This window comes from Xanthomonas sp. NCPPB 2866 (assembly GCF_041475745.2).
GTDB lineage: Bacteria > Pseudomonadota > Gammaproteobacteria > Xanthomonadales > Xanthomonadaceae > Xanthomonas > Xanthomonas arboricola.
The window spans coordinates 1-24132 of sequence record NZ_CM192975.1 but is presented as its reverse complement, the minus strand read 5'-3'; the positions used below and the strand labels follow the sequence as shown (position 1 = coordinate 24132).

The following is a 24132-nucleotide window of genomic DNA, read 5'->3' as shown; positions in this document are numbered from 1 at the left end:
TATCTCTTTGTCGGAGTGCTTCATGCGCGTAGCCGTCCTGTCCGTTGCCCTGTCGCTGGCGTTGTTCGCCTCACCCGGTTGGGCGCAGAAAGCCAGTCCCGCCGCCGCCCAGGCCACTGCGGACGATCCGGAAGCCAACGAAGCCGCCGTCTCCAAGGTGCCGCTGGACGAGATCCGCCGCTTCGTGGCGGTGTACAACGCGGTCAAGCAGGCCTACGTCGACCCGGTCGAGGACAAGAAGCTGATGCACGCCGCAGTGCGCGGCCTGCTCTCGGATCTGGACCCGCACAGCACCTATTTCGACAAGGAAGATGCCGAAGCCTTCGACGAGCAGGCCACCGGCGCCTACGACGGCATCGGCGTGGAATTGCTGCAGCAGCAGGACAACACGCTCAAGGTGATCGCGCCGATCGACGACACCCCGGCCGCACGTGCCGGCATCCGCGCCGGCGACGTCATCGTGGCCATCGACGGCAAGCCGATCGACGCCAGCAAGGCGATGGAGCCGCTGCGCGGCGAATCCGGCAGCAAGGTCGTGCTGACCATCGTGCGCGACAAGGCGCCCAAGCCGTTCGACGTGACCCTGCAGCGGCAGACCATCCGCGTGGCCAGCGTGCGCAGCAAGCTGCTGGAACCGGGCTATGGCTATATCCGCATCAGCACCTTCCAGGCCGACACCGGTGCCGACTTCCAGAAGAACCTCAAGCAGCTGCAGGCCGGCGGCAAATTGCGCGGCCTGGTGCTGGACCTGCGCAGCAACCCGGGCGGTCTGCTGACCTCGGCGGTGCAGGTGGCCGACGACCTGCTCGACAAGGGCAACATCGTCAGCACGCGCGGGCGCATCTCCATCAGCGATGCCAAGTTCGACGCCACCCCGGGCGATCTGCTCGGCGGCGCGCCGGTGGTGGTGCTGGTGGACGCCGGCTCGGCCAGTGCCTCGGAAGTGCTGGCCGGCGCGCTGCGCGACAACCAGCGCGCGCGCATCATCGGCAGCCGCACCTTCGGCAAGGGCTCGGTGCAGACCGTGCTGCCGCTGGACAACGGCGACTCGGTCAAGCTGACCACCGCGCGCTATTACACCCCCAGTGGCAAGTCGATCCAGGCCAGCGGCATCGTGCCGGAAGTGCTGCTCACCCCCGAACCGCAGCCCGGCGATGCCGACGTGCCGGCCAGCCTGGCCGACTTCAGCGAAGCCACGCTGCCGGGCCATCTGCGTGGCGATGCCGAAGGCGAGGAGGGCTACACAGCCGGCGACGTGCTGCCGGGCGATGGCCCGATCGCTTCCGCGCTGGCCGAGCTCAAACAGCCCGGCTCGGCGGCCAAGGCGCAAGCCGCGCTCAAGGCCAAGGCACAGGCAGCGCAGAAGGCCAAGGCCGCCAAGACCGCAGCCGAGCCCAGGCCGGCCGCCGCGCGCCCGGCAGCAGCCGACAAGTCCAAGCCTGCCGACAAGCCGAGCGAACCGGCCGACAAGGCCAAGCCCGCGCCGCCGGTGGAACCTGCCGCGCCTGCGCCGGCCGAACCGGTCAAGTAATCCGGCCACAGCGCAGCGGGTGAATCACCTGCTGCGCGCCAGGCCCGATCGCTACGCATCGGCACTGCCACGCCACCTGCACGCATCCCTGGATCACCCGGCCGCCACAGCGCCGGCGGGTTTGGACCCCAAGGCGCTTGTAGGAGCGACCCCGGTCGCGACAAGCCTCCCCAATCGCACGATCACCACCGCGTCAACCACGCGCTATCGCGCAATCGCCAATGCCTCGGGATTGACCAGGTTGCGCGGCGCACCGGCGGCAAATGCCAGCACATTGTCGAACGCCGCTTCGAAGTACAGCGCATAGCTGTCGCTCTCCACGTAGCCCAGATGCGGCGTCGCCAGCACGCGCGGATGCTGCAGCAGCGGGTCGCGCGGATCCAGCACCGGCTCGCGTTCGAATACATCCACCGCCGCCTGTGCCGGCCGGCCTGCATCCAGCGCGGCCAGCAAGGCGCCGGGCGCGATCAGCTCGGCGCGGCTGGTGTTGACCAGCAACGCATCCGGACGCATCCAGGCCAGATCCTGCGCGTTGATCTGGTGGCGGGTCTGCGCGGTCAGGCGCCGATGCAGCGACAGCACATCGCTGCGTTCGAACAGGTCCTGCCGGCTGGCGGCGATGTCGAAGCCATCGCGCGAGGCCTGTGCGCACGAGGCCTCGCCGCCCCACACCAGCACCTGCATGCCGAATGCACGCCCGAAGCCGGCCACGCGCTGGCCGATGCGCCCGTAACTCCAGATGCCCAACGTGCGCCCATGCAACGCGCGCCCCAGGCCGGGATCGCCCAGCGCCTGCCAGCGGCCCTGGTGCAGCGCGCGCTGGTACTCGCCCAGGCGCCGGCTGGCCGACAGGATCAAGGCCCAGGTCAGTTCGGCCGGCGCCACCGGCGAGCCGACGCCTTCGGCCACCGCCACCCCGAACTCGGTGCACGCGGCCACATCCACATGCGCACCGATCCGGCCGGTCTGGCTAATCAACTTGAGTCGCGGCAGTCGCCGCAACAGCGTGGCGTCCACGCGGGTGCGTTCGCGGATCAGCACCAGCGCATCGGCTTCGACCAGCCGCTCGGCCCATTCGTTGGGGTCGGTGGCCAGCGCGCCCAGCACCTGCACATCGTGGCCGTGCAGGCGCTGCAGGCAGGGCAGGTGACGCACGGCGCCCTGGTAATCGTCGGGCACCAGGATGCGCATCAGCGCGGCTTGGTCGGCAACGGGAACGGCGTGACTACCTTGTCGCCGGTGGTGGCATCGCGGATCACCGACTGGCCCTTCTTCTCGACTTCCTCGATGCGCACGATGCTCTGCATCGGCAGATGCAGCGTCTTGGTGTTGCCGAACTCTTCGCGCAGGCGCTCTTCGGTGGGGTCGACCACCAGCCCGTCGTGCACGTCGAACACCAGCTCGCCGATCTGGTTGAAGCCCCACAGATGGCTGCCGGTGACCTGGCGGGCGTAGAGCTCGTAGACCTTGCCGTGATTGAGGAAGGTGACTTTGTACAGAGGCTTGGACATGCGGCGATTATAGGCGCGCCACCGCGCAGCGACGCAGCGCGCAGCCGGCGCAACACGGCGCCCCGGTGCGCCTTGCACGATTGCCGCCGCGCTAGAACCCGTGGCGCTTGCGCAGCCGCCGCGCGATCGCCGCGCGCACATACAGCCCGTACACGATGCCGAACACGAACCCGGCGATATGCGCCGACCACGCCACCATGCCGAAGGCCGGGCCGATATAGGCGAACACCACCTGCAGCAGCGCCCAGGCGCCGATCAGCAACGGCGCCGGTACCCGGATGAATTCCAGAAACAGCCCCAGCGGCAGCACCACGCCCAGCTTGGCGCCGGGAAACAGTGCCAGATAGGTGCCGATCAACGCCGACACCGCGCCCGAGGCGCCGATGATCACCCGGTCCGGGGTGCCGATCGCGAAGATTGCCGCCAGATTGGAGGCCGCGCCGCCGACCAGGAACAGCAACAGCAGGCGCCACGGCCCGAGGATGCGCTCGGCCGGCAGCCCGAAGATCAGCAGGAACACCAGGTTGCCGAGCAGGTGCGACCAGTCCGCATGCAGGAACAACGCGGTGAACAGCCGCAGCACGCTGCCGTCGCGCAGCGTCGCCCACCAGTCGCCAAGGTTGGACACGCCGCTGGACAGCGCGCCCCAGTCCAGCCACAGCGTATTGCGTGCCTCGCCGGGCCGGCTGATCGACCACAGGTAGGCCAGCCAGACGGCTGCGAACAGCAACGGCACTGCCCAGCGCGGGGTGGGTTTCTTGCGGGAAGGGAGAGAGACGAACATCGGAGTGGCACTCTAGCGGGTTCACGGTCCTGAACCCATCCCTAACCTGTCCAGACGATCAAAACGTGCTTCGTTATTGTTCGGTTAATTGTGGTGGGTATACTGCGTACGGCGTCGTATGTCGGGGGGGGGTCTCCGGCGCGCTCCAGCAGCCACTTGGCGCTGGGCGCGGGCGCTGTACCGACCACTGCAGTCTTTATCCGGAGAGCACCACCTTATGTCTACCGCTTCCACTCTCAGCCGCGCCACCCTGTTGGCCGTCGGTATTGCCGGCGTACTCGCCGTTGGCCAGGCCCACGGCGCCGCCTTCCAGCTGAAGGAAAACAGCGCCAAGGGTCTTGGCCGTGCCTTCGCCGGTTCGGGCAGCGCCCCGGACGATGCCTCGATCATCGCCAACAACCCGGCCGGCATGCGCCAGCTGGACGGTCGCCTGTTCCAGGCCGACGTCAGCGCCATCAGCTTCTCGGCCAAGTTCCAGCCCGACACCGCCACCTACGCCAACGGCGCCCCGGTCTCCGGCGGCAATGGCGGCGACGCCGGCATGATCGCGCCGGTCCCGGCGATGTACTTCCACGTGCCGTTCGGCGAGAACGACAACATGCACCTGGGTACCTCGCTGACCGTGCCGTTCGGCTTCAAGACCGAATACGACCGCGACTGGGTCGGCCGCTACCACGGCACCAAGACCGAGCTGCAGGCGATCGACTTCAATGTCGCGTTCTCCTATGACGTGAACCCGTACGTGTCCTTCGGTGCCTCGGTGTTCGCCGAGCGTCTGGATATCGACCTGGCCAATGCGGTCGATTTCGGCAGCGTGCTGGCCGCGCGCCGCGTGCCGGGCTTCGCGCCGGGCAATGCCGATGGCTACTCGCGCATCAAGGGCGACAGCACCGAAGTGGGCTTCACCCTCGGCGGCTTGTTCAGCATCGACGAGAACACCCACATCGGCTTCAGCTACCGCTCGGAAGTGGAGCACAAGATCACCGACGGCGATGCCGACTTCACCGTGCCGGGTCCGGCTGCGGCAGTCCTGGGCGTTGCCGCGCCGGGCACCTTCGTCGACACCAAGGGCCGCGCCACCGTCAAGCTGCCGGCCAGCGCCACCGCCAGCTTCACCCACAACGTGAACGAGCAGTGGTCGATCATGGCCGACGTCACCCGCACCGCCTGGAGCAAGTTCGACCAGGTGACGGTGGACTTCGCCTCCAACCAGCCCGACAGCGTGCTGGACTTCTCCTACCGCGACACCACCTTCGCCTCGATCGGTGCCGACTACCGCATGAGCGAGACGCTGACCCTGCGTGGCGGCCTGGCGTACGACCAGACCCCGACCACCGCCGAGCACCGCGACGTGCGCGTGCCGGATGCGAGCCGCAAGTGGGTCTCGCTGGGTCTGAGCTGGCGTCCGTCGCAGCAGGCCGAATACAACTTCGGTTACACCCACCTGTTCACCAGCGACCCAACCAGCGACACCCGCAGTGCCACCGGCGACCGCCTGGCGGGCAGCTACAAGGTGAAGGGCGACGTGCTGGCCGCTTCGGTCAACTACAAGTTCTGATCGTCGTAGCACCACGCGTGTAACGAAAAACCCCGCTTCGGCGGGGTTTTTCTTTGCTGCCTTGCGTGCGCCGCCGGGCGCGCTGTGCAGGCGGTAGCGCAGATTGCTATGGTCGTGCGCATGAGCCAACCCGACTTCATCCAGATCACCGACAACGCCGTCTCGCGCGAGGATTGCGCCGCCATCGTGCAACGCATGCGCGACAGCCAGCAGCTGCATCCCGGCCGTATCGGTGGCGGCGTGTTTCCCGAACTCAAACACAGCCGCGACCTGCGCATCAGCGGCGTAGCCGAGTGGGCGGCGGTGGAAAACCGCCTGCAGCAAGCGGTGTTCGAAGGCGTGCTGACCTATCTGCGGCATTATCCACAAGCCCTGATCTCACCGCTGATGCTGCAGGTCACCACCGCCGACGGTAGCCCGCACCGGCTGGTGGCCGAGGACATCGCGCAGATGAGCGACCAGGCGCTGGGCGACCTGGCCCGTACCTGCCTGCGCCCGGGCGCGATCAACCTGCAGTGGTACACCGCCGACCAGGGCGGCTATCCCTACTGGCATTGCGAGCTGTATCCACGCGATGCCAGCGCCGACACATTGCACCGGCATCTGCTGTGGACGCTGTACCTCAACGACGAGTTCGAACAGGGCGAGACCGAATTCCTGTTCCAGCAGCGCAAGGCCCGCCCGCGCACCGGCAGCCTGCTGATCGCCCCCACCGCCTTCACCCACACCCACCGCGGCAACCGCCCGGTCGGCGGCGACAAGTTCATCGCCACCAGCTGGATCCTGTTCCAGTCGGCGAGTGCCTTGTACGGCGGGGATTCGTGATTGGGGATTGGGGATTGATAAGGGCCGGTCATTGCAGTGCGTCGGCTGTTACGAATCCCCAATCTCAAATCCCCAATCCCCGCCCCTAGAACAGACTGCCTTGCGGCGATTGCGGCACCGGCTTGGCCGGCGGAGCGGGGCGGCGGAACTTGGTCGTGTCCAATGCCGGCATGTCGCGGGCGTCGAAACCGCTGCGGCGGTGGGCCAGGGCGAAGCGGCGTGCCAGCAACTCTGCATAGACGCCCTGGCCGCGCAGGCGTGTGCCGAAGGCGCTGTCGTAATCCTTGCCGCCGCGCAGTTGCTGGATCGTGCTCATCACGTGCCCGGCGCGTTGCGGGTGATGGGTCTGCAACCAGTCGCGGAACAGCGGCGCCACTTCGTGCGGCAGCCGCAGCAACACATAGCCGGCACTGCGCGCGCCGGCGGCGGACGCGGCCTGCAGGATCGCTTCCAGCTCATGGTCGTTGATCCACGGGATCACCGGGGCGGCCATCACCCCGACCGGCACGCCGGCCTCGTGCAGTGCCCGCATCGCGCGCAGGCGGGCATGCGGTGCGGACGCGCGCGGCTCCAGCCTGGCCGACAGATGCGGGTCCAGCGTGGTCACCGAAAAATGCACGTTGACCAGGCCCTCGCGTGCCAGCGGTGCGAGCAGGTCCAGATCGCGGGTGACCAACGCATTCTTGGTGATCAGCGTGAACGGGTGCCGGGTCTCCCACAGCACCTCGATCAGGCGCCGCGTCAGTGCGCGTTTGCGCTCGATCGGCTGGTAGGCATCGGTGTTGATGCCCAGTGCGATCGGGCTGGGCACATAGCCCGGGCGCGACAATTCGCGGCGCAACAGCTCCGGCGCGTTGGTCTTGGCGAACAGCTTGGTCTCGAAATCCAGCCCGGGCGACAGATTGAGGTAGGCATGCGAAGGCCGCGCAAAGCAGTAGCTGCAACCATGCTCGCACCCACGATACGGATTGACCGATTGCGAAAAGCCGATGTCCGGCGATTGATTGCGGCTGATGATGCTGCGCGCGGTTTCCTCGGTGACCTGGGTGCGCAATGCCGGCGCGGCGAACTCCTCGCCGTCGTCGGCGTACCAGCCATCGTCCACCGGTTGTTGGGTGGTGGTTTCGAAGCGTCCGGGCAGATGGCCGGTCGCCCCACGGCCCTTGATCGCTGTTGCCATCCCCGCATCGTACGGCCGGCAGGTCTCAATCGATGCGACCAGGGGCGCGCCACGATGAAGCTTTCAGACCCGGCGCGGCGATCGCATCGTCCCCACGCTCACCGCAGCGGAGCGTGCGCCCCGTAGAATCCGCGCATGCTCGCATCCGTACAGGGCGCGTGGGAGTGGCTGGCCACCATTCCCCACCTCGAAGCGCTTCTCCTCGCCGCCTACGTGCTGTACCTGCTGTGGATCGCCAGCTGGATCGTGCTGCAGAAGCGCGAGCCGGTGGCCACGCTAAGCTGGGTGCTGTCGCTGGCGGCGCTGCCGTACCTGGGCCTGCTGATCTATTACTGGCTCGGCCCGCAGAAGGTCAAACGCCAACGGCTACGGCGCGGCCGTTCGCGCTCGGGCATGGAGAGCTACAGCAGCGTCTGCCCGCCGGATGCGGACTGCACCGAGCTGGCCAAGATCGCCCAGTCCACCACCGGGCTGGCCCCCAGCAGCGCCACCGAGGTGCACTGGCTGGTCGATGGCGCGGCCACCTATGCGGCCATCATCGAGGCCATCCGCGGTGCGCGCGACCATATCCATCTGCAGTACTACATCTTCCAGCCCGACCACAGCGGCACCGCGATCTGCGATGCGCTGATGGAGCGCGCACGCGCCGGGGTCAAGGTGCGTCTGCTGATGGACGCGGTGGGGTCGTCGGCGATGACCCGGCGCAGCTTGCGCACGCTGCGCGCGGCCGGGGTGGAGACCGCCTGGTTCCATCCATCCCAGCTGCTCAAGCCGTTCAAGCGGCCGTGGTTGAACCTGCGCACCCACCGCAAAGTGGTCGTGGTCGACGGCCGGATCGGCTTCACCGGCGGCATCAACGTCACCGACGAAGAGAACGAGCAGGTCCGCAGCGATGCCTACCGCGACCTGCACATGCGCCTGCAGGGCCACGTGGTGCGCAGCCTGCAGCTGGTGTTCCTGGAAGACTGGCTGTACGCCACCGGGCAGGGCCGCGCTGCCTTCCACGGCCAGCAGCTATGGCCCGAGGACGTGCCGAGCCGTGCGCAGGGCGATGTCGACGCGCAGGTGCTGGTCTCCGGCCCGGATTCGTCGTGGGAGTCCATCCACCGGCTGATGGTCGCTGCGATTCACGAAGCCCGGCATCGGGTCTGGCTGGTCACGCCGTATTTCGTGCCCGGCGAGGCCGCGCGCATGGCGCTGACCTCGGCCGCACTGGGCGGCCTGGACGTGCGCCTGCTGGTGCCGCGCGTCAGCGACTCGCGTCTGGTCACCTACGCGGCGCGTTCGTATTTCGACGAGCTGCTCGAGGCCGGCGTGCGCATCTACGAATACGGCCCGCGCATGCTGCACACCAAGGCGCTGCTGGCCGACGACGAGGTCTGCATCGTCGGCAGCGCCAATTTCGACAGCCGCAGCTTTCGCCTGAATTTCGAGCTGTCGATGCTGTTCCGCGACCAGGCGGTGGCCGCCGAGCTGGCCGGTTTGATCGACGCCGACCTGCAGCAGGCGCAGGAAGTGCGCTTCGCCCGCCACCGGCCGTTGTGGCGATCGCGGCTGCCCGAAGCCTGCGCACGGCTGCTGTCACCGCTGCTCTGAGCCGCATCGCCGCTCCCACGTGGAACCATGCCGGGCGCGGCGCTACACTGCCGCCACTGATCGGGGAGCTCGTCATGCACTGGCTGTTTCTGCTTATGGCATTGGGTGCGCTGGTGCTGGCTTTCAGCACGCCGCACGTCTGGTTGCTGGTGGCCTCGCTGCTGGTGGCACTGCTGTTGCTGTTGCTGTGGACGCGCGGCTGGTTCGCCTCGCGCATGGGCGATACCCAGCGCGACACCAGCAGCCTGATCGACCCGGCCGAGCTGCGCCGCCTGCGCGAGATCGCCGAAGCCCGCAAGGCGGCCGCCCTCAACGCCACGCGCGACGGCGAGCCGCAGGCCTGAGACCGACGCAGTGACCACCAAGCTCAGCGTCAACGTCAACAAGATCGCGGTGTTGCGCAATTCGCGCGGCGGCCACGATCCGGATGTGGTGCAGGCCGCACGCACCTGCATTGCCGCCGGTGCGCACGGCATCACCGTGCACCCGCGCCCGGACCAGCGGCATATCCGCGCCGACGATGTGCTGGCGCTGAGCGCGCTGACACGCGAGCACGGTGTCGAATTCAATATCGAAGGCAACCCGTTCGCGCCGCCGCGCGACGGTTATCCGGGCCTGCTGGACTTATGTCGTGCCACCCGCCCCGAACAGGTCACCCTGGTACCGGATGGCGATGGACAACTGACGTCCGACCACGGTTTCGATTTTGCCCAGGACACCTCCCAACTGGCCACGCTGATCGCCTCGTTCAAGGCCATCGGTGCTCGCGTCAGTCTGTTTGTCGATGCCGAAAATCCCGCTATCGCGCAGGCGGCAGCACTCGGTGCAGACCGGATCGAGTTGTACACCGGCCCATATGCGCACGCGCATCTGAGCGGCCAGCCGGATGCTGCATTCAAGCTGTTTTCCGACGCAGCGCAGCGCGCCGCCGCCGCAGGTCTGGGCATCAATGCCGGCCACGATTTGTCGCAGGCCAATCTCGGCGACTTTCTGAGCGCTGTCCCCGGCGTACTCGAAGTCTCGATCGGTCATGCATTGATCAGCGAAGCCTTGTATCAAGGCCTGGATGCGACCGTGCGCGCCTATCTGGACATACTGCGCGGCGCATCGATCAGCGCTTGAGATAATCAAGTCGATTATATGGATGCGTTGTCTAGTTTCTAGGTATTGCATCGGGGCAGGGCTTCTGCCCCGATGCAATCGTTATCGATGACTTGCGGCTGATTTACCAGGCTGGTTAATCACCCATTTACTGCACAAAACTGATGCGATCCACCTGCGCATTCTTGGCTGCAGCCAGCACCTTGGCCATCACCGCGTATTCGGCATCCGCACTGGCGGCGATGCGCAGCTCTGGCTGATTGCCGGCTGCTTGGCGCATCTGTTCGATCAACCTGGGCTGCAATTGCTGCAGCGTTATCGGGCTGGCATTCCAGAACACTTGCCCGCTGGCGTCCACACGCAACCCGATCGGTGCAGGCGGGTCCATGCGTGACTGGGCCTGCTCGCTGCGCTGTGGCAGGTCCACCGTGATCGGCCGCGCCAGCATCGGAGCGGTGACGATGAAGATGATCAACAACACCAACATGACATCCACCAGCGGCGTGACATTGATCTCCGCCAGCGGTCCCCGATTGCCTGCCGTACTGAAAGCCATGACTGCCTCCTGTGCTATGAGCGTGGGTGCTGCACGATCGAGCATACACCTGGTCGGCAGTGAGGGAAGGGCAGGGCAGACGCCTCTGCCGGGCCGAGCCCCGAAGCGTGCCGTTGCGACTTGCCGCTGCAGCTCCGGCGGTTTGCTTGTGCGGACGACCTGAGGATCACTGCATGCATCACTCGCCCGGTGCCCGGGAAACGGATATCACGTCCTGGCAAACAGCCGGCCGCATGCATGCGCGTCGAACATAGCGGCAGCAACCACCCCATTGATCGAGCATAAAAAAACGCCACCGTTTCCGGTGGCGTTGCAGTCGCGTCATGACTGTTGTGTTGCGGTCTTGCGATGTCTTACTGCATGAAGCCGATTTTCTTCATCTGCGAGTTCTTCGCCGCAGCGAGGACCTTGGCCATCACTTCGTACTCCGCATCTTCATTGGCGTCGATGCGCAGTTCCGGCTGATTGGTCGGATCGGCCTGCACCACTTCTTCCATCTTCTGCTGCAACTGCGCGACCGGGGTCGGGCTGTTGTTCCAGAACACCTGGTTGCTGGCGTCGATCCGCAACTCGATCGGCGGCGGCGGTTCGGTCGTCTGCGGTGGCGGGTTGAGCACCCGCTGCGGCAGATCCACGGCGATCGGGTAAGTCATGATCGGCGCGGTCACGATGAAGATGATCAGCAGCACCAACATCACGTCCACCAGGGGCGTGACATTGATGTCGGCCATTGGGCCGCGGTTTCCACCGGTACTGAATGCCATGGCTTACTGCCCCTTCTCTTTGGTTGCGACGAAGCCGACGTCCAACATGCCCTGACCCTGCGCGATCTTGGTGATCTCGTTGATCGTACGCATCTTGGTCGTGCGGTCGCCACGCAAATTGAGCGGCGGCTGCGGTGTCTGCTGTGCGGCGGTGGACAGGCGCGATTCCAAGGCTTCCTTGGAAATCGGCTCGTCGTTCCAGTACAGCGACCCGTCTTCCTTGACGGCCAGGGTGATCGGCGCGGCGCGTTTCTCCGCATCTTCCTTCTGGATCAGGTTGGCCTCTGGCAGCTCCACCTTGACCTTATGGGACATCAGCGGTGCCGTAATGATGAAGATGATCAGCAGCACCAACATCACGTCCACGAGGGGCGTCACGTTGATGTCGGCCATCGGGCCACCGCTGTTTCCACTACTGAAGGCCATAACGGGCTCCGTCTAAATCGTTGCGAAGTCGTTCTTTACTACGGATTAGCGAACGCGCGAACCAGTGGCGAAGAAGTCGTGCAGGTCGTGGGCAAAGGTGTCGAACTTGGCGATCACCGAGCTGTTGACCTTGGAGAAGAAGTTGAACGCGAACACGGCCGGGATGGCGACGAACAGACCGATCGCGGTCATGATCAGCGCTTCACCCACCGGGCCGGCAACGGCGTCGATGGAGGCCGAACCGGTTGCACCGATCTTGATCAGCGCGCCGTAGATGCCCCACACCGTACCGAGCAGACCGACGAACGGCGCGGTCGCACCGACGGTGGCCAGCAGGGTCATGCCCGACTGCAGCTTGGTGCTTTCGCGGGTCACGGCCTGACGCAGGGCGCGATCGACGAATTCCGAACGGCTCAGGCTCTCGCCCAGGCCACCGGTGCTGCCTTCGGCGCGCTGGTGGTGAGCAGCAGCCTGCGCTGCGTCCAGTGCGATCTTGGAGAACGGCTCGGAAGCCGGCTGCTCTTCCATGGCGCGGATGGCGTCCTGTGCATTCGGGGCATCCCAGAACGCGGTGGTGACGCGGTCAGCCGCGCTCTTCAGACGGGTGGCACGGAAGATGTTGATGACGGTCCAGTACCAGGAGGCAGCGGACATGGCGATCAGGGTGATCAGAACGACCCAGGACACGGCGAAATCGCCGGGGCTGGACGTCATTTCAGTAATCAAGTGCTCGAAGCCCATCTGCGACAGGGCGGCCGACGGATTGGAGCCCCCTGCAGCGGCGGCGATAAAGAATTCCTGCAGCATGACGCTTACCTTTGTTGTGTGTGGTGATGAAGGGTGGAGCGAAAGGAAGACAGGATCCTGGGCCGACCGTGGCCGGCCCGTGGGATCAGTTCAGAGCAAAGTTGACCGGGACGCGGACACGTCCGGCGGCTTTCTGCCCGTTGACAGTGGAGGCGTTGAACTTCCACTTGCGTGCTGCGTCCATCGCGGCACGGTCAAGGTCGCGGTTGCGGCTGGACTTTTCGACCGACACATTGGTCACGTTGCCGTTGGCATCCACATCCACGATCAGGATGACCTCACCTTGGACACCGGCACGGAATGCAGCCGGCGGGTACTTCGGCGGGTTCATGTTCTTGGACGAGATATCGACACTGGCGCCGATGTCACTCGGCGGTTGCGGCGGAGCCGGTGGGCTCGGCGGCGTGACGATATCGCTGGGACGCGGTTCGGGAACATCGACAACCGGAGCTTCCGGCGGCGGCGGAACCGGTGACGGCTTCGGCGGCGACAGATTCTTGACCGGCGGTGGCGGCTTGTCTTCCGGCGGCGGCGGCGGCGGCGGCGGCGGGGGAGGAGGCGGTGCATCCACCAAGGTAACCATGGTGGTGCGCTCCTTCTCTGCCGGAGCCTTCGGCGCCACTGCAGGGATCAGCAACATCATCAGTGCAGTGAGGTGCAAGGCAATTACGAAAGCAATGCCGATAATGCGGGCCCAGCTCAGACCCTGGTTCCCGGCATCATAGTCATGCCTGTGGATAACGAGTTGTTCCGTCATGCGCCAATGGCTCTTTCAGTGGGGGCCCCGGATCACTGTGATGATCCCCAGGTTTTCGGACGGCTTTGACACCGCAGGAACCCCCAAGCTTATACCAATCCCGAGTCCTGTAACCACTAAAAACACAGGGATTTCGGGGGTTTATTTTCTTTTTTACTTCAGATTGATGATCTTCTTGGCGTCATCAGGTTTTTTGACACCCTTGGCGATTGCCTGCTGCGCGGCCTGCTTGGCCTCCGGGATGCGACCTTCCGAATGCAGCACCTTGGCCAGATTCAGATAGGTCTCGCCGTCCTTGGAAAGCGGTGCGGCCTTTTGCCAATTCTCGATCGCCTTGGGCACGTCGTCGCTGTAGTAATACGACTGTGCCAGCGCAAGGTATGTCTGATAATCGGGTTTAAGGATGCCTTTTTGCATACCTTCATTGATGACCGCGATGACGTCCTTTTCCTTGTTCTCGGTGTTGGCGTAGATGGAATACAACTGCTTGTACTCCTTTTCTTCGGTCAACTGCCCGGCAGCGCGCAGCTTATCCATCACTGCGGCGGCCTTGTCCATCTGGTCGGCCTGCATATACATGCTGGCCAGGTTGAGCTGGGCCTTCTTGTCGTTCGGGGTCTTGGCGGCGAGCGCTTCGGCAGCGGCCACCGCTTCACCGGTCTGGCCGGCTTCGGCGTAGGACGCCATCAGCAACTGGTTCCAGGTGTCCTTCGGCTCGGGCGAGGCGGCGATGGCCTGCTTCAGCACCGGAATGGCTTCCTTGTAGCGCTCGGCCTGGTACAGCGCCTGGCCCTTGAGGATCAGGTCTTCCGGGCGCTGCGACTTGCTCTCTTCCAGATACTTGTCCAGCGTGGCCAGGCCTTCGGCCTGTTGGTCGTCCTGCATCTGCAACTGCGCCAGCATCAGCATCGACTGGAACTGGCCGTTGTTGTCCAGCGCATTCAGGCCGATCGCCTGCTGCAGGTACTTCTTGGCAGCGGCGGTGTCGTCCATGTTGTACGCCGCCTGGGCGGCCAGCTGCGACGCCAGCGCCTTGTCGGCTTCGTTGGCCGAGCCATTGGCGAGGATCTCGTCGGCCTGGCTGCGCACGGCCGGGAAGTCTTCGCCCTTGTTGAAGGTTTCGATCAGCTTCTGCAGCTTGCTGCCCATCTTGGAGGAGGGCTTGATCGTCGGCGCGGCACGGGTGGACTGCGGATACAACTCTTCGGCCTTGCCGCTGTTCTTGGACTTGCGGCTGGCGCGCTCGGACGACCGATCCGACTGCGCAACCGCGTCGGTGACGACAGCCCCGCCCAGGGACGCGGCGATGAACAGGGACAACAGGGCTTGCTTGCGGTTGAGCAGTTTCATGTTTCACCTCGGACGAGCCGCCGTCGGGCGGTACGAAAAGCGGAATAAACGCTGTACGAAAAATCTGAGCCGGCAAACTTAGCAGAAAGTCTCAGTTCCCGAAAACGGTTTCCATGCTGTGTTGCGACATTCGGTACGTAAGCGCTGCTAAATCAGCCGCAACGCGGCACGCGCCCGTCCTGTCGCGCCTGCTGGTAAACCGGTTCAAGTTGATTGACGTCTGCCTGCAGTTCGCGGATGCGATTGGCGGGGTCGGGGTGGGTGGACAGCCACTGTGGCTGGCGATTGCCGCTGGCGGCCATCATGTTCTGCCATAGCGTGACTGCCTGGGCAGGGTCGAAGCCGGCCTGCGCCATCAGGCGCTGGCCGACCACATCGGCCTCGCTTTCCTGGGTGCGCGAGCCGGGCAGCAGGAACACGGTCTGGGCAGTCATCCCGCCGACCTGGTTGACCGCACTGGCGGCGCCGTCGCCGTAGGCCGCACCAGCTAGCGCGCCAATGATGCCCAGGCCGGTCTGCGCGCCGAGCTGGCGGGTGATGCGCTCTTCGTGATGGCGGGAGATCACGTGCCCGATTTCGTGCCCGAGCACGGCAGCCAGCTGATCCTGCGTCTTGGCGACAGTGAAGATGCCGGTGTTCACGCCGACCTTGCCACCAGGCAGCGCAAAGGCGTTGGCTTCGTTATCCACGAACAGCGCGGTTTCCCAGCGGGTTTCGCGCCACTGCGGCGGCAGCTGCGCCACCAGCGCATTGACCACGCACTGCACATAGGCGTTCTGCTTGCCGTCGGTGCTGACTTTTTCCTTGGCCTTGGTCTGCGCGAACGATTCGGCGCCAAGCTTGTCGAGCTGGTCCTGCGTGACGCCTCCCACCACCTGTCGGCGGCCGGTCGGCGAGGTTGTGGTGGCACATGCCGTCAGTGCAAAGACGGCGACAACGATCAACAGCCTGGCTTTCATTCAATCCCCCTTGAACCCTGGGGGCATTTTGGCAGGCTCGTCTTAACTTTTCGTCAAACGGCTCAGCCGATGCCAAAAAAGTACAGCGCCGCCAGGGCGGTGGCGTTGTTGACGCCATGCGCCACAACCGGTGCCCATAGCGTGCCGGTGCGCCAGTACAGCCATGCGAACGCCGCGCCCATGCCGCCGTAGACCAGCCATAGCTGCGCGATGGCAGCCGGTCCGTTACCGCTGACGCCGGGCACTTCGTGCACCAGCGCAAAGATCGCGCTGCTCAGCGCGATGCCCAGCCAGGGCCGGCCGGCGGCGAGCAGGCGGCCGAACAAGACGCGTCGGAACAGTAATTCTTCGTACGCCGGGGCGATCGCCACGGCAAACACAACCAGCGCCAGCGGCCATTGCCTGATGGCTTCTTCCATCAGCGGCAGGTTGGTCGGCACCGGTTTGATGCCCAACGCCGACGCCGCGACGCTGACCAGATTGCTGAGCAGGAACACGCCAACCGCGATCAGCGCGGTCCAACCCCAGGTGGAGGCACGCCTTGCAGCGGCGCGCGAGGCCCGGTGTTCGTCTGCGGTCGCACGGCGGCGCCAGTAATACAGCAGCAGCGCCGGCGAGGCGGTGCTGACCAACGCGGTGAGCAATTGCACCAGCACGCCGGGTTGGCCGATGGTGGCCATGATCTCGCTCGAGGACAGCGTCAGGCCCTGCGCCTTGGCGGCCTGCACGGCACTGACGCCGCGGAATATGCCCCAGAGCGCAAACCCGGCCACGCTCAGCGACAGCAGCAGGCCGGTGGCGATCAGCACATCGATACCGAAGCCGAGCAATGGCGGCAGCAGCGGGCCGGTGCCGGCGGCCGGCGTCGTTACCGGCCGCGAAGAAGGATCTGCGCTCATCGTCATCCTGAAAAAACCGCAGGCGTCAGCGCAGCGCCTGAGCGGTGCGCCGACGGGCAACGGTGGCTCAGATGTCCAGGTTGGACACCTTCAGCGCGTTGTCCTCGATGAAGTCGCGGCGTGGCTCGACCACATCGCCCATCAAGGTGCTGAAGATCTGATCGGCGGCCACGGCATCTTCGATACGCACCTGCAACAGGCGACGCGTGTCCGGATTGACCGTGGTTTCCCACAGCTGTTCGGCGTTCATTTCGCCCAGGCCCTTGAAACGCTGTACCTGGCGGCCGCGCTTGGCCTCTTCCAGCAGCCAGGCATGCGCCTGGGCGAAGCTGGTGATCGGGTGGGTCTTGTTGCCGCGCACGATCTGCGCGCCTTCGCGCACCAGATCGTGCAGGGCCAGCGAGACCTCGCGCAGCGGACGCAGCTCGCCGCTTTCGAACGCGCCCATCGGCAATACCTGGGTGAATTCCTCACCCATGTGCCTGCGCACCGCCACCAGCGACGCTGAGGCGCCATCGGTGGCCGGGTCGAAGCGCAGCTGGTAGCGCGCCGTGCCCAGGGTGCCGCGGTTGAGCACCGCCTGCAGCGCATCCAGGGTGGGATGCACCTCGCCTTCGGCCTGCAGCTTGTCCACATCCAGCGGCGGCAGGTCGATCAGCGCGGTGAGCAGCGCCGGGTCGTAGCGGTGCGCGTTGCGCGCGATCGCCTCGTTGGCGCTGGTGAACAGCATCAACAGCTTTTCCAGCGCCTCGCCGGTGATCGGCGGCTCGTCGGTGGCGGGGATCAGCGCCGCGCCTTCGACCGCGTTACTGGCCAGGTAGGCATTGAGCGCTGCATCGTCCTTCAGATACAGCTCGCTCTTGCCCTGCTTGAGCTTGTACAGCGGCGGCAGGCCAATGTAGATGTAGCCGCGCTCGATCAACTCCGGCATCTGCCGGTAGAAGAAGGTCAGCAGCAGGGTCCGGATGTGCGAGCCGTCGACGTCGGCGTCGGTCATCAGGATGATGCGGTGGTAACGCAGCTTGTCCGGGTTGTACTCGTCGCGGCCGATGCCGGTGCCCAGCGCGGTGATCAGCGTGCCGACCTGGTCGGAGGCCAGCATGCGGTCAAAACGCGCGCGTTCGACGTTGAGGATCTTGCCGCGCAGCGGCAGCACCGCCTGATTCTTGCGGTTGCGGCCCTGCTTGGCCGAGCCACCTGCCGAGTCGCCCTCGACGATGAACAGCTCGGACAGCGCCGGGTCTTTTTCCTGGCAGTCGGCCAGCTTGCCGGGCAGGCCGGCGATGTCCAGCGCGCCCTTGCGGCGGGTCAGGTCGCGCGCCTTGCGGGCGGCTTCGCGCGCACGGGCGGCGTCGACGATCTTGCCGGTGATGGCCTTGGCTTCGTTCGGATTCTCCTGCAGGAACTCCTGCAGGCGCGCACCGAAGGCGTTTTCCACCGCCGGACGCACATCCGAGCTGACCAGCTTTTCCTTGGTCTGCGAGGAGAAGCTGGGGTCGGGCACCTTGACCGAAAGCACCGCGATCATGCCTTCGCGCATGTCGTCGCCGGTCAGCGCGACCTTGGCCTGCTTGGCGATGCCGTTCTGCTCGATGTAGGTGCTCAGCACACGCGTCAGCGCAGCGCGGAAACCGGCCAGGTGGGTGCCGCCATCCTTCTGCGGGATGTTGTTGGTGAAGCAGTACATGGTTTCCTGGTAGGCGTCGGTCCACTGCAGGGCCACGTCCACCACGATGCCATTGTGCTCGCCGGTCACCGAGATCACGTTCGGATGCAACGGCGACTTGAGCTGCGCCAGATGCTCGACGAAGCTGCGGATACCGCCTTCGTAGTGGAAATCGTCGCGACGGCCGTCGCCGCGCTCGTCGATCAGGGTGATCTTGACGCCCGAATTGAGGAACGACAGCTCGCGCAGGCGGCGCGCCAGGATGTCGTAATGGAACTCGACGTCGCTGAAGATCGCCACGGACGGCTTGAAGCGCAGGGTGGTACCACGCTTGGTCGAGGCTTCCAGCTGCTTGAGCGGGTACTGCGGCTCGCCCAGCGCGTATTCCTGCTGGTAGTGGAAGCCGTCGCGCCAGATGTCCAGCCACAGGTGTTCGGACAGCGCATTGACCACCGACACGCCCACGCCGTGCAGGCCGCCGGATACCTTGTAGCTGTTGTCGTCGAACTTGCCGCCGGCATGCAGCACGGTGAGGATCACCTCCGCCGCGGAGACGCCTTCTTCCTTGTGAATGTCGACCGGCACGCCACGGCCGTTGTCGGACACCGCAACCGATCCATCGACCAGGATCTTGACCACGATGTCGTCGGCATGGCCGGCCAGGGCTTCGTCGACCGAGTTGTCGACCACTTCGAACACCATGTGATGCAGGCCGGTGCCGTCATGGACATCGCCGATGTACATGCCGGGGCGCTTGCGGACGGCTTCCAGGCCACGCAGCACGGTGATCTTGCTGGAGTCGTAGGTGCCGTTGGGGGTGGGCGAGGTGTTTTGTTCGTCGGTCATGCGTGTGCCGTTAGCTCCACAACACGGGCGCAGGCGACGGAAGCCGCATCGCACCGTGGGAAAAGGGGGATAGCCCGGAAATTATACCAGTCGGCCCACCTGCGCCGCCGACGGTTACGCGGAGGGTGTCAACACGGCCACTTCGCCGTGTTCCACGTGGAACCGATGCAGCAGCTTGCCGGATTCGGCCAGGCCGGGCGGCATTTCGGTTGCGGTGATCAGTACCTGCGCCGGTGCGGACGCCAGGCGCTGCAACACGCGCGCCTGGTGGTGGCGGTCCAGTTCCGAGCCCAGGTCGTCCAGGGCGATCACCGGCCATTCGCCGCGCTCGTGGGCGAAATCTTCGGCCTGTGCCAGCAGGCAGGCGAGGGCGGTGAGCTTTGCCTGGCCGCGGGAGAGCGCATCCTTGCCCGGCAATGCATCGAAGGCAGGCGCCCAATCGGCCCGGTGCGGCCCTTGCGAGGTGTAGCCGTTCTGGCGATCACGCTCGCGTGCCAATAGCAGCGCGTCGGCCAACGACACCTCATGGCGCTTCCAGCCCGGTGCGAACGTCAGCGCGGACAGCCCGAGCGACGGGGCGATCGCGGTTGCGACCGGAATCAGTCGCTCCTGCAGGCGCTCCAGATAGCGAAGGCGACGCGATGTCAGCGTTTCGCCGGATTCGGCGAGTTCGTGATCCCAGGCATCGAGCATGCGCGGCTGTGCGCCCTGCTTGAGCAAGGCATTGCGCTGTTTGAGCGCCCGCGCATAGCGCCGCCACAGCGCCAGGAAGTCAGGTTCCACGTGGAACAGACCCCAGTCCAGGAAGCGCCGCCGCGGCTCACCGCCGCCACTGATCAACACATGGCTGCCGGGCTCAAAGGTCACGACAGCCAGCGCAGCACATAAGGCGCCCAACTGGGCGACATCTTCGCCATCCAGCCGCCCCGTCCATTCCTGACCGCTATGGCGCAGCCCCGCCCGCCGCGTGCGTTCCCCAACCGCGGCGGTTCCCTCGCGCCACTCCACGAAGACTTCCAGATCGCCGGCCCCTTGCTGGATCAGCCCGTCGCGTACACGGCCACGAAAGCTGCGGCCGTAGGCCATCAGATGCAATGCTTCCAGCACGCTGGTCTTGCCCGCGCCGTTATCGCCGGTGAGCAGGTTCAAGGAACTGGCGGGGTGGAGGTCGACGGTCTCGAAACGACGAAGTCGATGGATGGACAACCGCACTACGTGCATCGATCGGTCTGCTCTGCGCTGTGATCCGGCATCCCGGTCGGAGCGGAGGATACGTGATCGATGCGGATCCTGCCCGTGCAGACGTGAGGCGACCCGAGGGACAGGCAGGGGACAACCTGTGGATAAAAAGCAGGCCCGAGCAGCCGCTCCCGCTTATCCACAGGTTGTCGCCCCCTCTACACGGGTCTAGACACAGGGTTTCGAGGCCAGAAAGTGTTTTAAGAACAAACACATAGGGTAGTTTCCGGCGAAATCTGGCCCTACCATCACCACCAAGCTCTTAAATTATTTATAGATTTAAAAGCAAAACGCGATGTGCATAACTCAAAAACCGGCTCAAGGACGCTCACGCCAGACGCAGCTGTACGTACTCGGTCGGAGCGGACCACTTTGTCTTTCATGAACTAATTCAGGCTGACGCCAGTCAGTGCGACTTCGCCGGACGACAAACCGCAACGTGTATGGCCAACTAATCTCACGGGAGCTGCGACAAAACCAGCTTGTCCCAATGCGGTGAGTGACACGAGGAGAAAGCACGTTGTTCCACGTGTATCCCGTGGACGTGCCAACAACGCCTTCGTAACTCGACAGGTCACGGTTGGGTTTGCCTGCTTGCCCAGAGCACAGCGATCTCACGCGGCGCGTTCCCTAGGCAAGACAGCTCACTGATCCTTGGGCATGTCTGAAACACAGATGGGCAAAGTATCCGTGCTGACGACAGCAGCGCACCGGACTGATGCCAGTTTTTTGATATCGCTCGTGTTCCAACTCACACCCGTCAATCCAAGCAAACGAACCAATGCCCTTGTCCGGTCGTCGAAGTCTGACTATCCGTGAGTGGCGTCTATCGAACCGTTCTTGGCTTGGTAAACGTGCGGCATTGATGCTCTGAGCCTCATGCCCGAAGGCAAAGTAGCTCCGGGTAAGGCACCGACGCATCTGGGCACCCAATACCAGCGCAGAGCGGATGCCCACGGACGCTCAAGCCTCCCAAAGCCTTACACCGCAACGACTTCAGCGCTCTCTATCTCCAAAACGAAAAAGCCCGGCTTTTGCCGGGCTCTTCGTGTTCCACGTGGAACGCGACGTCAGAGACGCAGCGGCATCACCACATGGCGGGACTTCTCGCTGCTGGCCTCGCGCACCAGTGCCGACGAGTTCGCATCGCGCAGCTGAATGACCACGTGCTCATCGCGCAGTGCAGACAGCGCGTCGAGCAGATAGTTGACGTTGAAGCCGATGGCCAAATCGTCGACCTTGGTGTCGGCCTCGATTTCTTCCTGGGCTTCTTCCTGCTCCGGGTTATGCGCGCTGATCTTCAGCTGCCCAGGCGACACTTCAACCCGCACGCCGCGATACTTCTCGTTCGACAGGATCGCCGCACGTTGCAGCGATGCGCGCAGTGCCTCACGGTCCACCTTGACCTCGCGGTCGGCGCCGATCGGGATCACCGCCTCGTAATCCGGGAAGCGGCCGTCGATCAGCTTGGAGGTGAAGGTCACATCGCCACGCTTGACGCGGATATGGCTACGACCGACTTCCAGCTCCACTTCGCGGTCCGCCGCTTCCAGCAAACGCAGCAACTCGGTTACGCCCTTGCGCGGCACGATGATCTGACGCTTGGCACCGCCGGATTTTTCCAGCTCGGTCTCGCACAGCGCCAGACGGTGGCCGTCAGTGGCCACGCACCGCAGCAAGCCCTCGCGCAAGTCGAACAGTAAGCCGTTGAGGTAATAGCGCACGTCCTGCTGGGCCATGGCGAACGCAGTGCGCTCGATCAACTCCTTCAAAGCCGCCTCTGGTACTGCAACGCGCTCGGTGGCTTCGACTTCGTCCACCGACGGGAAATCGTTGGCAGGCAGCGTTGCCAGGGTGAAGCGGCTACGCCCGGCCTGCACCGTGACCTTGTCGCCGGTCTGCGAGATGGTGACGCGGCTGCCGTCGGGCAGGGCACGCAGGATGTCGAACAACTTGCGCGCCGGAATCGTGGTTTCGCCGTCCTGCGCGTCTTCCACCATCGTGCGCGAGATCATTTCCACTTCCAGGTCGGTACCGGTCAAGGAGACCTGTCCGTCCTTGACCTGCACCAGCAGATTGGCCAGAACCGGTAGGGTTTGACGGCGTTCGACCACATTGACCACCTGGGCCAATGGTTTGAGGAAGGCTTCGCGCTGCAGTGTAAAACGCATGTGGTTCCGTGCCCCTATGCTTTAAAAGATAATGGAATAAATCAAAAGCTTGGTGGTGATGGTAGGGCCGTTTTCAGCGGATAACCACCATAACTGTTTGTTTCCAAAGACAAATTAGCGCCTGAAAGTCGTTGGACTAGTGCCCCTGGTCTGGCGGTAAAACCTGTGGATAGTTTTCCGCCCGACCTGCGAGGCAACGTTATCCACAGATTCTCCCGCATTTGACCCCAACGTTTCCACGCTTTTCTCCAAGCGGGCGGTCAAGACCGTTGCCGGCTTACTCGCTGAGCTTGCGAATCAGCTTTTCCCAGTCCTCGCGCAGCTTGCCGTCGGCCTCCATCAGCGTGCGGATCTGCCGGCAGGCATGCAGCACGGTCGTGTGGTCGCGGCCGGCGAAGGCGTCGCCGATCTCGGGCAGGCTGTGTTCTGTGAGTTCCTTGGCCAGCGCCATCGCCACCTGGCGCGGACGCGCCAGCGAGCGGGTGCGTCGCTTGGAGAGCAGGTCCTTCATCTGCAGGCCGTAGTAGTCCGCCACGGTCTTCTGGATGTTGGGGATGCCGATCGCCTGCTGCTGGGCGCGCAACAGGTCGCGCAGCGTCTCCTGGGCAAACTCCACCGTGATCGACCGGCCGGTGAAGTTGGCGCGTGCAACCAGCGTGTTGAGCGCACCTTCCAGGTCGCGCACGTTGGAGCGCATCTTCTTGGCGATCAAAAACGCCACGTCGTCCGGAATCTCGGCGCCGCGCTCGCGCGCCTTGGCCAGCACGATCGCCGCGCGGGTCTCGAAATCGGGCGGGTCGATCGCCACCGACAGGCCCCAGGCCAGGCGCGACTTCAGCCGCGGCTCCAGGCCTTCGACCTCACGCGGATAGCGGTCGCAGGTCAGGATGATCTGCTGGCGGCCATCGAACAGCGCGTTGAAGGTGTGGAAGAACTCCTCCTGCGTACGGTCCTTGCCGGCGAAGAACTGGATGTCGTCGATCAGCAGCGCATCGATCTGCTGGAACTGGCGCTTGAACTGGTCCATCGCCTTGTCCTGCAGCGCCCGGATCATCGCGCTGAAGAACTGTTCCGAGCGCAGATACATCACCTTGGCGGCCGGATTGGCCTGGCGCAGCGCGTTGCCGGCGGCAAACATCAGGTGGGTCTTGCCCAGGCCGGTGCTGCCGTACAGCAGCAGCGGGTTGTGGGCGCGGTCGCCCGGCTTCTGCGCGGCCTGGATCGCGGCGGCCAGACCGAGCTGGTTGCTGCGACCCTCGACGAAGTTGGCGAAGGTGTAGTGCGAATCCAGATTGCCGGCGAACGGCACGATCGGCGCGGCAACCGGTGCGCTGGGCGTGGCCATCGGTGCCGGCTGCGGTTCCGGCGCACGCGGACGGGAGCCGACCGCCAGCGCCACTTCGCCGTTGCCGACGAAATACGCCACCAGTTCGCGGATGCGCGGCAGGTAGCGCTCGCGGACCTGGTCGACGATGAAGGCGTTCGGCGCATACAGCACGATGCTGTCGCCGCGGTCTTCGGCTTGCAGGGGTTTCAACCAGGTGTGGACGTCCTCGGGCGGGAATTCGGCTTCGAGACGTTCCAGACAGCGGGGCCAAGCATCCAT

22 protein-coding genes are annotated in these 24132 nt (G+C 64.9%); 6 read left to right on the top strand and 16 right to left on the bottom strand.

Going from position 1 to position 24132, the window contains the following annotated elements:
- The first annotated feature begins 22 nt into the window (after positions 1-22).
- Positions 23-1531, top strand: coding sequence for a S41 family peptidase (locus ACCQ04_RS00110; RefSeq protein WP_046345203.1), 1509 nt, complete (start codon positions 23-25; stop codon positions 1529-1531).
- Positions 1532-1735: 204 nt separating this feature from the next.
- On the opposite strand, the gene ACCQ04_RS00105 is transcribed toward ACCQ04_RS00110, so the two are convergent.
- The 3 genes from ACCQ04_RS00105 to ACCQ04_RS00095 all read right to left on the bottom strand — a co-directional run bounded on the left by ACCQ04_RS00105 (position 1736) and on the right by ACCQ04_RS00095 (position 3826).
- Positions 1736-2722: a D-2-hydroxyacid dehydrogenase family protein gene (locus tag ACCQ04_RS00105; RefSeq protein WP_226427988.1), complete on the bottom strand. Its 987-nt coding sequence runs from the start codon at positions 2720-2722 to the stop codon at positions 1736-1738.
- Complete coding sequence (locus ACCQ04_RS00100; RefSeq protein WP_016901574.1) at positions 2722-3042, bottom strand: DUF1820 family protein; 321 nt, start codon at positions 3040-3042, stop codon at positions 2722-2724. Before ACCQ04_RS00100 ends, ACCQ04_RS00105 begins: the two co-directional genes overlap by 1 nt.
- A gap of 91 nt (positions 3043-3133) precedes the next feature.
- Positions 3134-3826 (bottom strand): rhomboid family intramembrane serine protease, encoded by a 693-nt coding sequence (locus tag ACCQ04_RS00095; protein ID WP_024939139.1) that lies wholly within the window; start codon positions 3824-3826, stop codon positions 3134-3136.
- Positions 3827-4043: 217 nt separating this feature from the next.
- Here ACCQ04_RS00095 and ACCQ04_RS00090 point away from each other — a divergent pair, with 217 nt between their 5' ends.
- The gene (locus ACCQ04_RS00090) at positions 4044-5384 is read left to right on the top strand and encodes an outer membrane protein transport protein (RefSeq protein ID WP_024939140.1); all 1341 of its coding nucleotides are present in this window, start codon (positions 4044-4046) and stop codon (positions 5382-5384) included.
- A 120-nt stretch (positions 5385-5504) separates the two neighbouring features.
- On the top strand, positions 5505-6209 hold the full coding sequence (locus ACCQ04_RS00085) for a 2OG-Fe(II) oxygenase (protein ID WP_104591067.1): 705 nt from the start codon (positions 5505-5507) through the stop codon (positions 6207-6209).
- 85 nt (positions 6210-6294) lie between these two features.
- Here ACCQ04_RS00085 and ACCQ04_RS00080 read toward each other — a convergent pair whose 3' ends face one another.
- Positions 6295-7389 (bottom strand): PA0069 family radical SAM protein, encoded by a 1095-nt coding sequence (locus ACCQ04_RS00080; RefSeq protein WP_102250627.1) that lies wholly within the window; start codon positions 7387-7389, stop codon positions 6295-6297.
- 135 nt (positions 7390-7524) lie between these two features.
- Here ACCQ04_RS00080 and cls point away from each other — a divergent pair, with 135 nt between their 5' ends.
- From cls to ACCQ04_RS00065, 3 genes are all read left to right on the top strand, one after another.
- Positions 7525-8985, top strand: a complete 1461-nt coding sequence (gene cls, locus ACCQ04_RS00075; RefSeq protein ID WP_046345200.1) for a cardiolipin synthase — start codon at positions 7525-7527, stop codon at positions 8983-8985.
- A gap of 74 nt (positions 8986-9059) precedes the next feature.
- Entirely contained in the window at positions 9060-9329 is a 270-nt protein-coding gene (locus ACCQ04_RS00070; RefSeq protein ID WP_024939143.1) for a hypothetical protein, read from the top strand.
- A gap of 10 nt (positions 9330-9339) precedes the next feature.
- Entirely contained in the window at positions 9340-10107 is a 768-nt protein-coding gene (locus ACCQ04_RS00065) for a pyridoxine 5'-phosphate synthase (RefSeq protein WP_126966813.1), read from the top strand.
- Between the two features lie 127 nt (positions 10108-10234).
- On the opposite strand, the gene ACCQ04_RS00060 is transcribed toward ACCQ04_RS00065, so the two are convergent.
- The 12 genes from ACCQ04_RS00060 to dnaA all read right to left on the bottom strand — a co-directional run bounded on the left by ACCQ04_RS00060 (position 10235) and on the right by dnaA (position 24132).
- Positions 10235-10642: an ExbD/TolR family protein gene (locus tag ACCQ04_RS00060; RefSeq protein WP_102255313.1), complete on the bottom strand. Its 408-nt coding sequence runs from the start codon at positions 10640-10642 to the stop codon at positions 10235-10237.
- A 353-nt stretch (positions 10643-10995) separates the two neighbouring features.
- Positions 10996-11406 carry an ExbD/TolR family protein gene (locus tag ACCQ04_RS00055; RefSeq protein ID WP_011035269.1) on the bottom strand — a complete coding sequence of 137 codons (411 nt, stop codon included), beginning with the start codon at positions 11404-11406 and terminating at the stop codon, positions 10996-10998.
- 3 nt (positions 11407-11409) lie between these two features.
- Positions 11410-11832 carry an ExbD/TolR family protein gene (locus tag ACCQ04_RS00050; protein ID WP_011035268.1) on the bottom strand — a complete coding sequence of 141 codons (423 nt, stop codon included), beginning with the start codon at positions 11830-11832 and terminating at the stop codon, positions 11410-11412.
- 45 nt (positions 11833-11877) lie between these two features.
- A complete protein-coding gene (gene exbB, locus ACCQ04_RS00045) occupies positions 11878-12639 on the bottom strand; it encodes a TonB-system energizer ExbB (protein ID WP_005912445.1) in 762 nt (253 codons plus the stop codon).
- An 85-nt stretch (positions 12640-12724) separates the two neighbouring features.
- Positions 12725-13396 (bottom strand): energy transducer TonB, encoded by a 672-nt coding sequence (locus tag ACCQ04_RS00040; protein WP_046345197.1) that lies wholly within the window; start codon positions 13394-13396, stop codon positions 12725-12727.
- Between the two features lie 153 nt (positions 13397-13549).
- Entirely contained in the window at positions 13550-14746 is a 1197-nt protein-coding gene (locus ACCQ04_RS00035) for a tetratricopeptide repeat protein (RefSeq protein ID WP_024939146.1), read from the bottom strand.
- A gap of 152 nt (positions 14747-14898) precedes the next feature.
- Positions 14899-15705 (bottom strand): M48 family metallopeptidase, encoded by an 807-nt coding sequence (locus ACCQ04_RS00030; protein WP_016901838.1) that lies wholly within the window; start codon positions 15703-15705, stop codon positions 14899-14901.
- Positions 15706-15767: 62 nt separating this feature from the next.
- The gene (locus tag ACCQ04_RS00025) at positions 15768-16604 is read right to left on the bottom strand and encodes a CPBP family intramembrane glutamic endopeptidase (protein WP_372358621.1); all 837 of its coding nucleotides are present in this window, start codon (positions 16602-16604) and stop codon (positions 15768-15770) included.
- 67 nt (positions 16605-16671) lie between these two features.
- Positions 16672-19116 (bottom strand): DNA topoisomerase (ATP-hydrolyzing) subunit B, encoded by a 2445-nt coding sequence (gene gyrB / locus ACCQ04_RS00020; protein WP_016901840.1) that lies wholly within the window; start codon positions 19114-19116, stop codon positions 16672-16674.
- A gap of 114 nt (positions 19117-19230) precedes the next feature.
- Positions 19231-20337 carry a DNA replication/repair protein RecF gene (gene recF / locus ACCQ04_RS00015; RefSeq protein ID WP_102255251.1) on the bottom strand — a complete coding sequence of 369 codons (1107 nt, stop codon included), beginning with the start codon at positions 20335-20337 and terminating at the stop codon, positions 19231-19233.
- 1088 nt (positions 20338-21425) lie between these two features.
- Positions 21426-22526 (bottom strand): DNA polymerase III subunit beta, encoded by a 1101-nt coding sequence (gene dnaN, locus ACCQ04_RS00010; protein ID WP_016901842.1) that lies wholly within the window; start codon positions 22524-22526, stop codon positions 21426-21428.
- Positions 22527-22803: 277 nt separating this feature from the next.
- Positions 22804-24132: a chromosomal replication initiator protein DnaA gene (gene dnaA, locus ACCQ04_RS00005; protein ID WP_024939149.1), complete on the bottom strand. Its 1329-nt coding sequence runs from the start codon at positions 24130-24132 to the stop codon at positions 22804-22806.

What these genes read in the sequence shown, in the direction of transcription:
- dnaN (WP_016901842.1), bottom strand. Translation starts at nt 22,526, where the DNA reads ATGCGTTTTACACTGCAGCGCGAAGCCTTCCTCAAACCATTGGCCCAG.
- ACCQ04_RS00025 (WP_372358621.1), bottom strand. Translation starts at nt 16,604, where the DNA reads ATGAGCGCAGATCCTTCTTCGCGGCCGGTAACGACGCCGGCCGCCGGC.
- dnaA (WP_024939149.1), bottom strand. Translation starts at nt 24,132, where the DNA reads ATGGATGCTTGGCCCCGCTGTCTGGAACGTCTCGAAGCCGAATTCCCG.
- ACCQ04_RS00110 (WP_046345203.1), top strand. Translation starts at nt 23, where the DNA reads ATGCGCGTAGCCGTCCTGTCCGTTGCCCTGTCGCTGGCGTTGTTCGCC.
- ACCQ04_RS00085 (WP_104591067.1), top strand. Translation starts at nt 5,505, where the DNA reads ATGAGCCAACCCGACTTCATCCAGATCACCGACAACGCCGTCTCGCGC.
- ACCQ04_RS00030 (WP_016901838.1), bottom strand. Translation starts at nt 15,705, where the DNA reads ATGAAAGCCAGGCTGTTGATCGTTGTCGCCGTCTTTGCACTGACGGCA.
- cls (WP_046345200.1), top strand. Translation starts at nt 7,525, where the DNA reads ATGCTCGCATCCGTACAGGGCGCGTGGGAGTGGCTGGCCACCATTCCC.
- ACCQ04_RS00090 (WP_024939140.1), top strand. Translation starts at nt 4,044, where the DNA reads ATGTCTACCGCTTCCACTCTCAGCCGCGCCACCCTGTTGGCCGTCGGT.
- ACCQ04_RS00095 (WP_024939139.1), bottom strand. Translation starts at nt 3,826, where the DNA reads ATGTTCGTCTCTCTCCCTTCCCGCAAGAAACCCACCCCGCGCTGGGCA.
- ACCQ04_RS00080 (WP_102250627.1), bottom strand. Translation starts at nt 7,389, where the DNA reads ATGGCAACAGCGATCAAGGGCCGTGGGGCGACCGGCCATCTGCCCGGA.
- ACCQ04_RS00105 (WP_226427988.1), bottom strand. Translation starts at nt 2,722, where the DNA reads ATGCGCATCCTGGTGCCCGACGATTACCAGGGCGCCGTGCGTCACCTG.
- ACCQ04_RS00050 (WP_011035268.1), bottom strand. Translation starts at nt 11,832, where the DNA reads ATGGCCTTCAGTAGTGGAAACAGCGGTGGCCCGATGGCCGACATCAAC.
- ACCQ04_RS00055 (WP_011035269.1), bottom strand. Translation starts at nt 11,406, where the DNA reads ATGGCATTCAGTACCGGTGGAAACCGCGGCCCAATGGCCGACATCAAT.
- gyrB (WP_016901840.1), bottom strand. Translation starts at nt 19,116, where the DNA reads ATGACCGACGAACAAAACACCTCGCCCACCCCCAACGGCACCTACGAC.
- ACCQ04_RS00035 (WP_024939146.1), bottom strand. Translation starts at nt 14,746, where the DNA reads ATGAAACTGCTCAACCGCAAGCAAGCCCTGTTGTCCCTGTTCATCGCC.
- ACCQ04_RS00100 (WP_016901574.1), bottom strand. Translation starts at nt 3,042, where the DNA reads ATGTCCAAGCCTCTGTACAAAGTCACCTTCCTCAATCACGGCAAGGTC.
- ACCQ04_RS00070 (WP_024939143.1), top strand. Translation starts at nt 9,060, where the DNA reads ATGCACTGGCTGTTTCTGCTTATGGCATTGGGTGCGCTGGTGCTGGCT.
- ACCQ04_RS00060 (WP_102255313.1), bottom strand. Translation starts at nt 10,642, where the DNA reads ATGGCTTTCAGTACGGCAGGCAATCGGGGACCGCTGGCGGAGATCAAT.
- exbB (WP_005912445.1), bottom strand. Translation starts at nt 12,639, where the DNA reads ATGCTGCAGGAATTCTTTATCGCCGCCGCTGCAGGGGGCTCCAATCCG.
- recF (WP_102255251.1), bottom strand. Translation starts at nt 20,337, where the DNA reads ATGCACGTAGTGCGGTTGTCCATCCATCGACTTCGTCGTTTCGAGACC.
- ACCQ04_RS00040 (WP_046345197.1), bottom strand. Translation starts at nt 13,396, where the DNA reads ATGACGGAACAACTCGTTATCCACAGGCATGACTATGATGCCGGGAAC.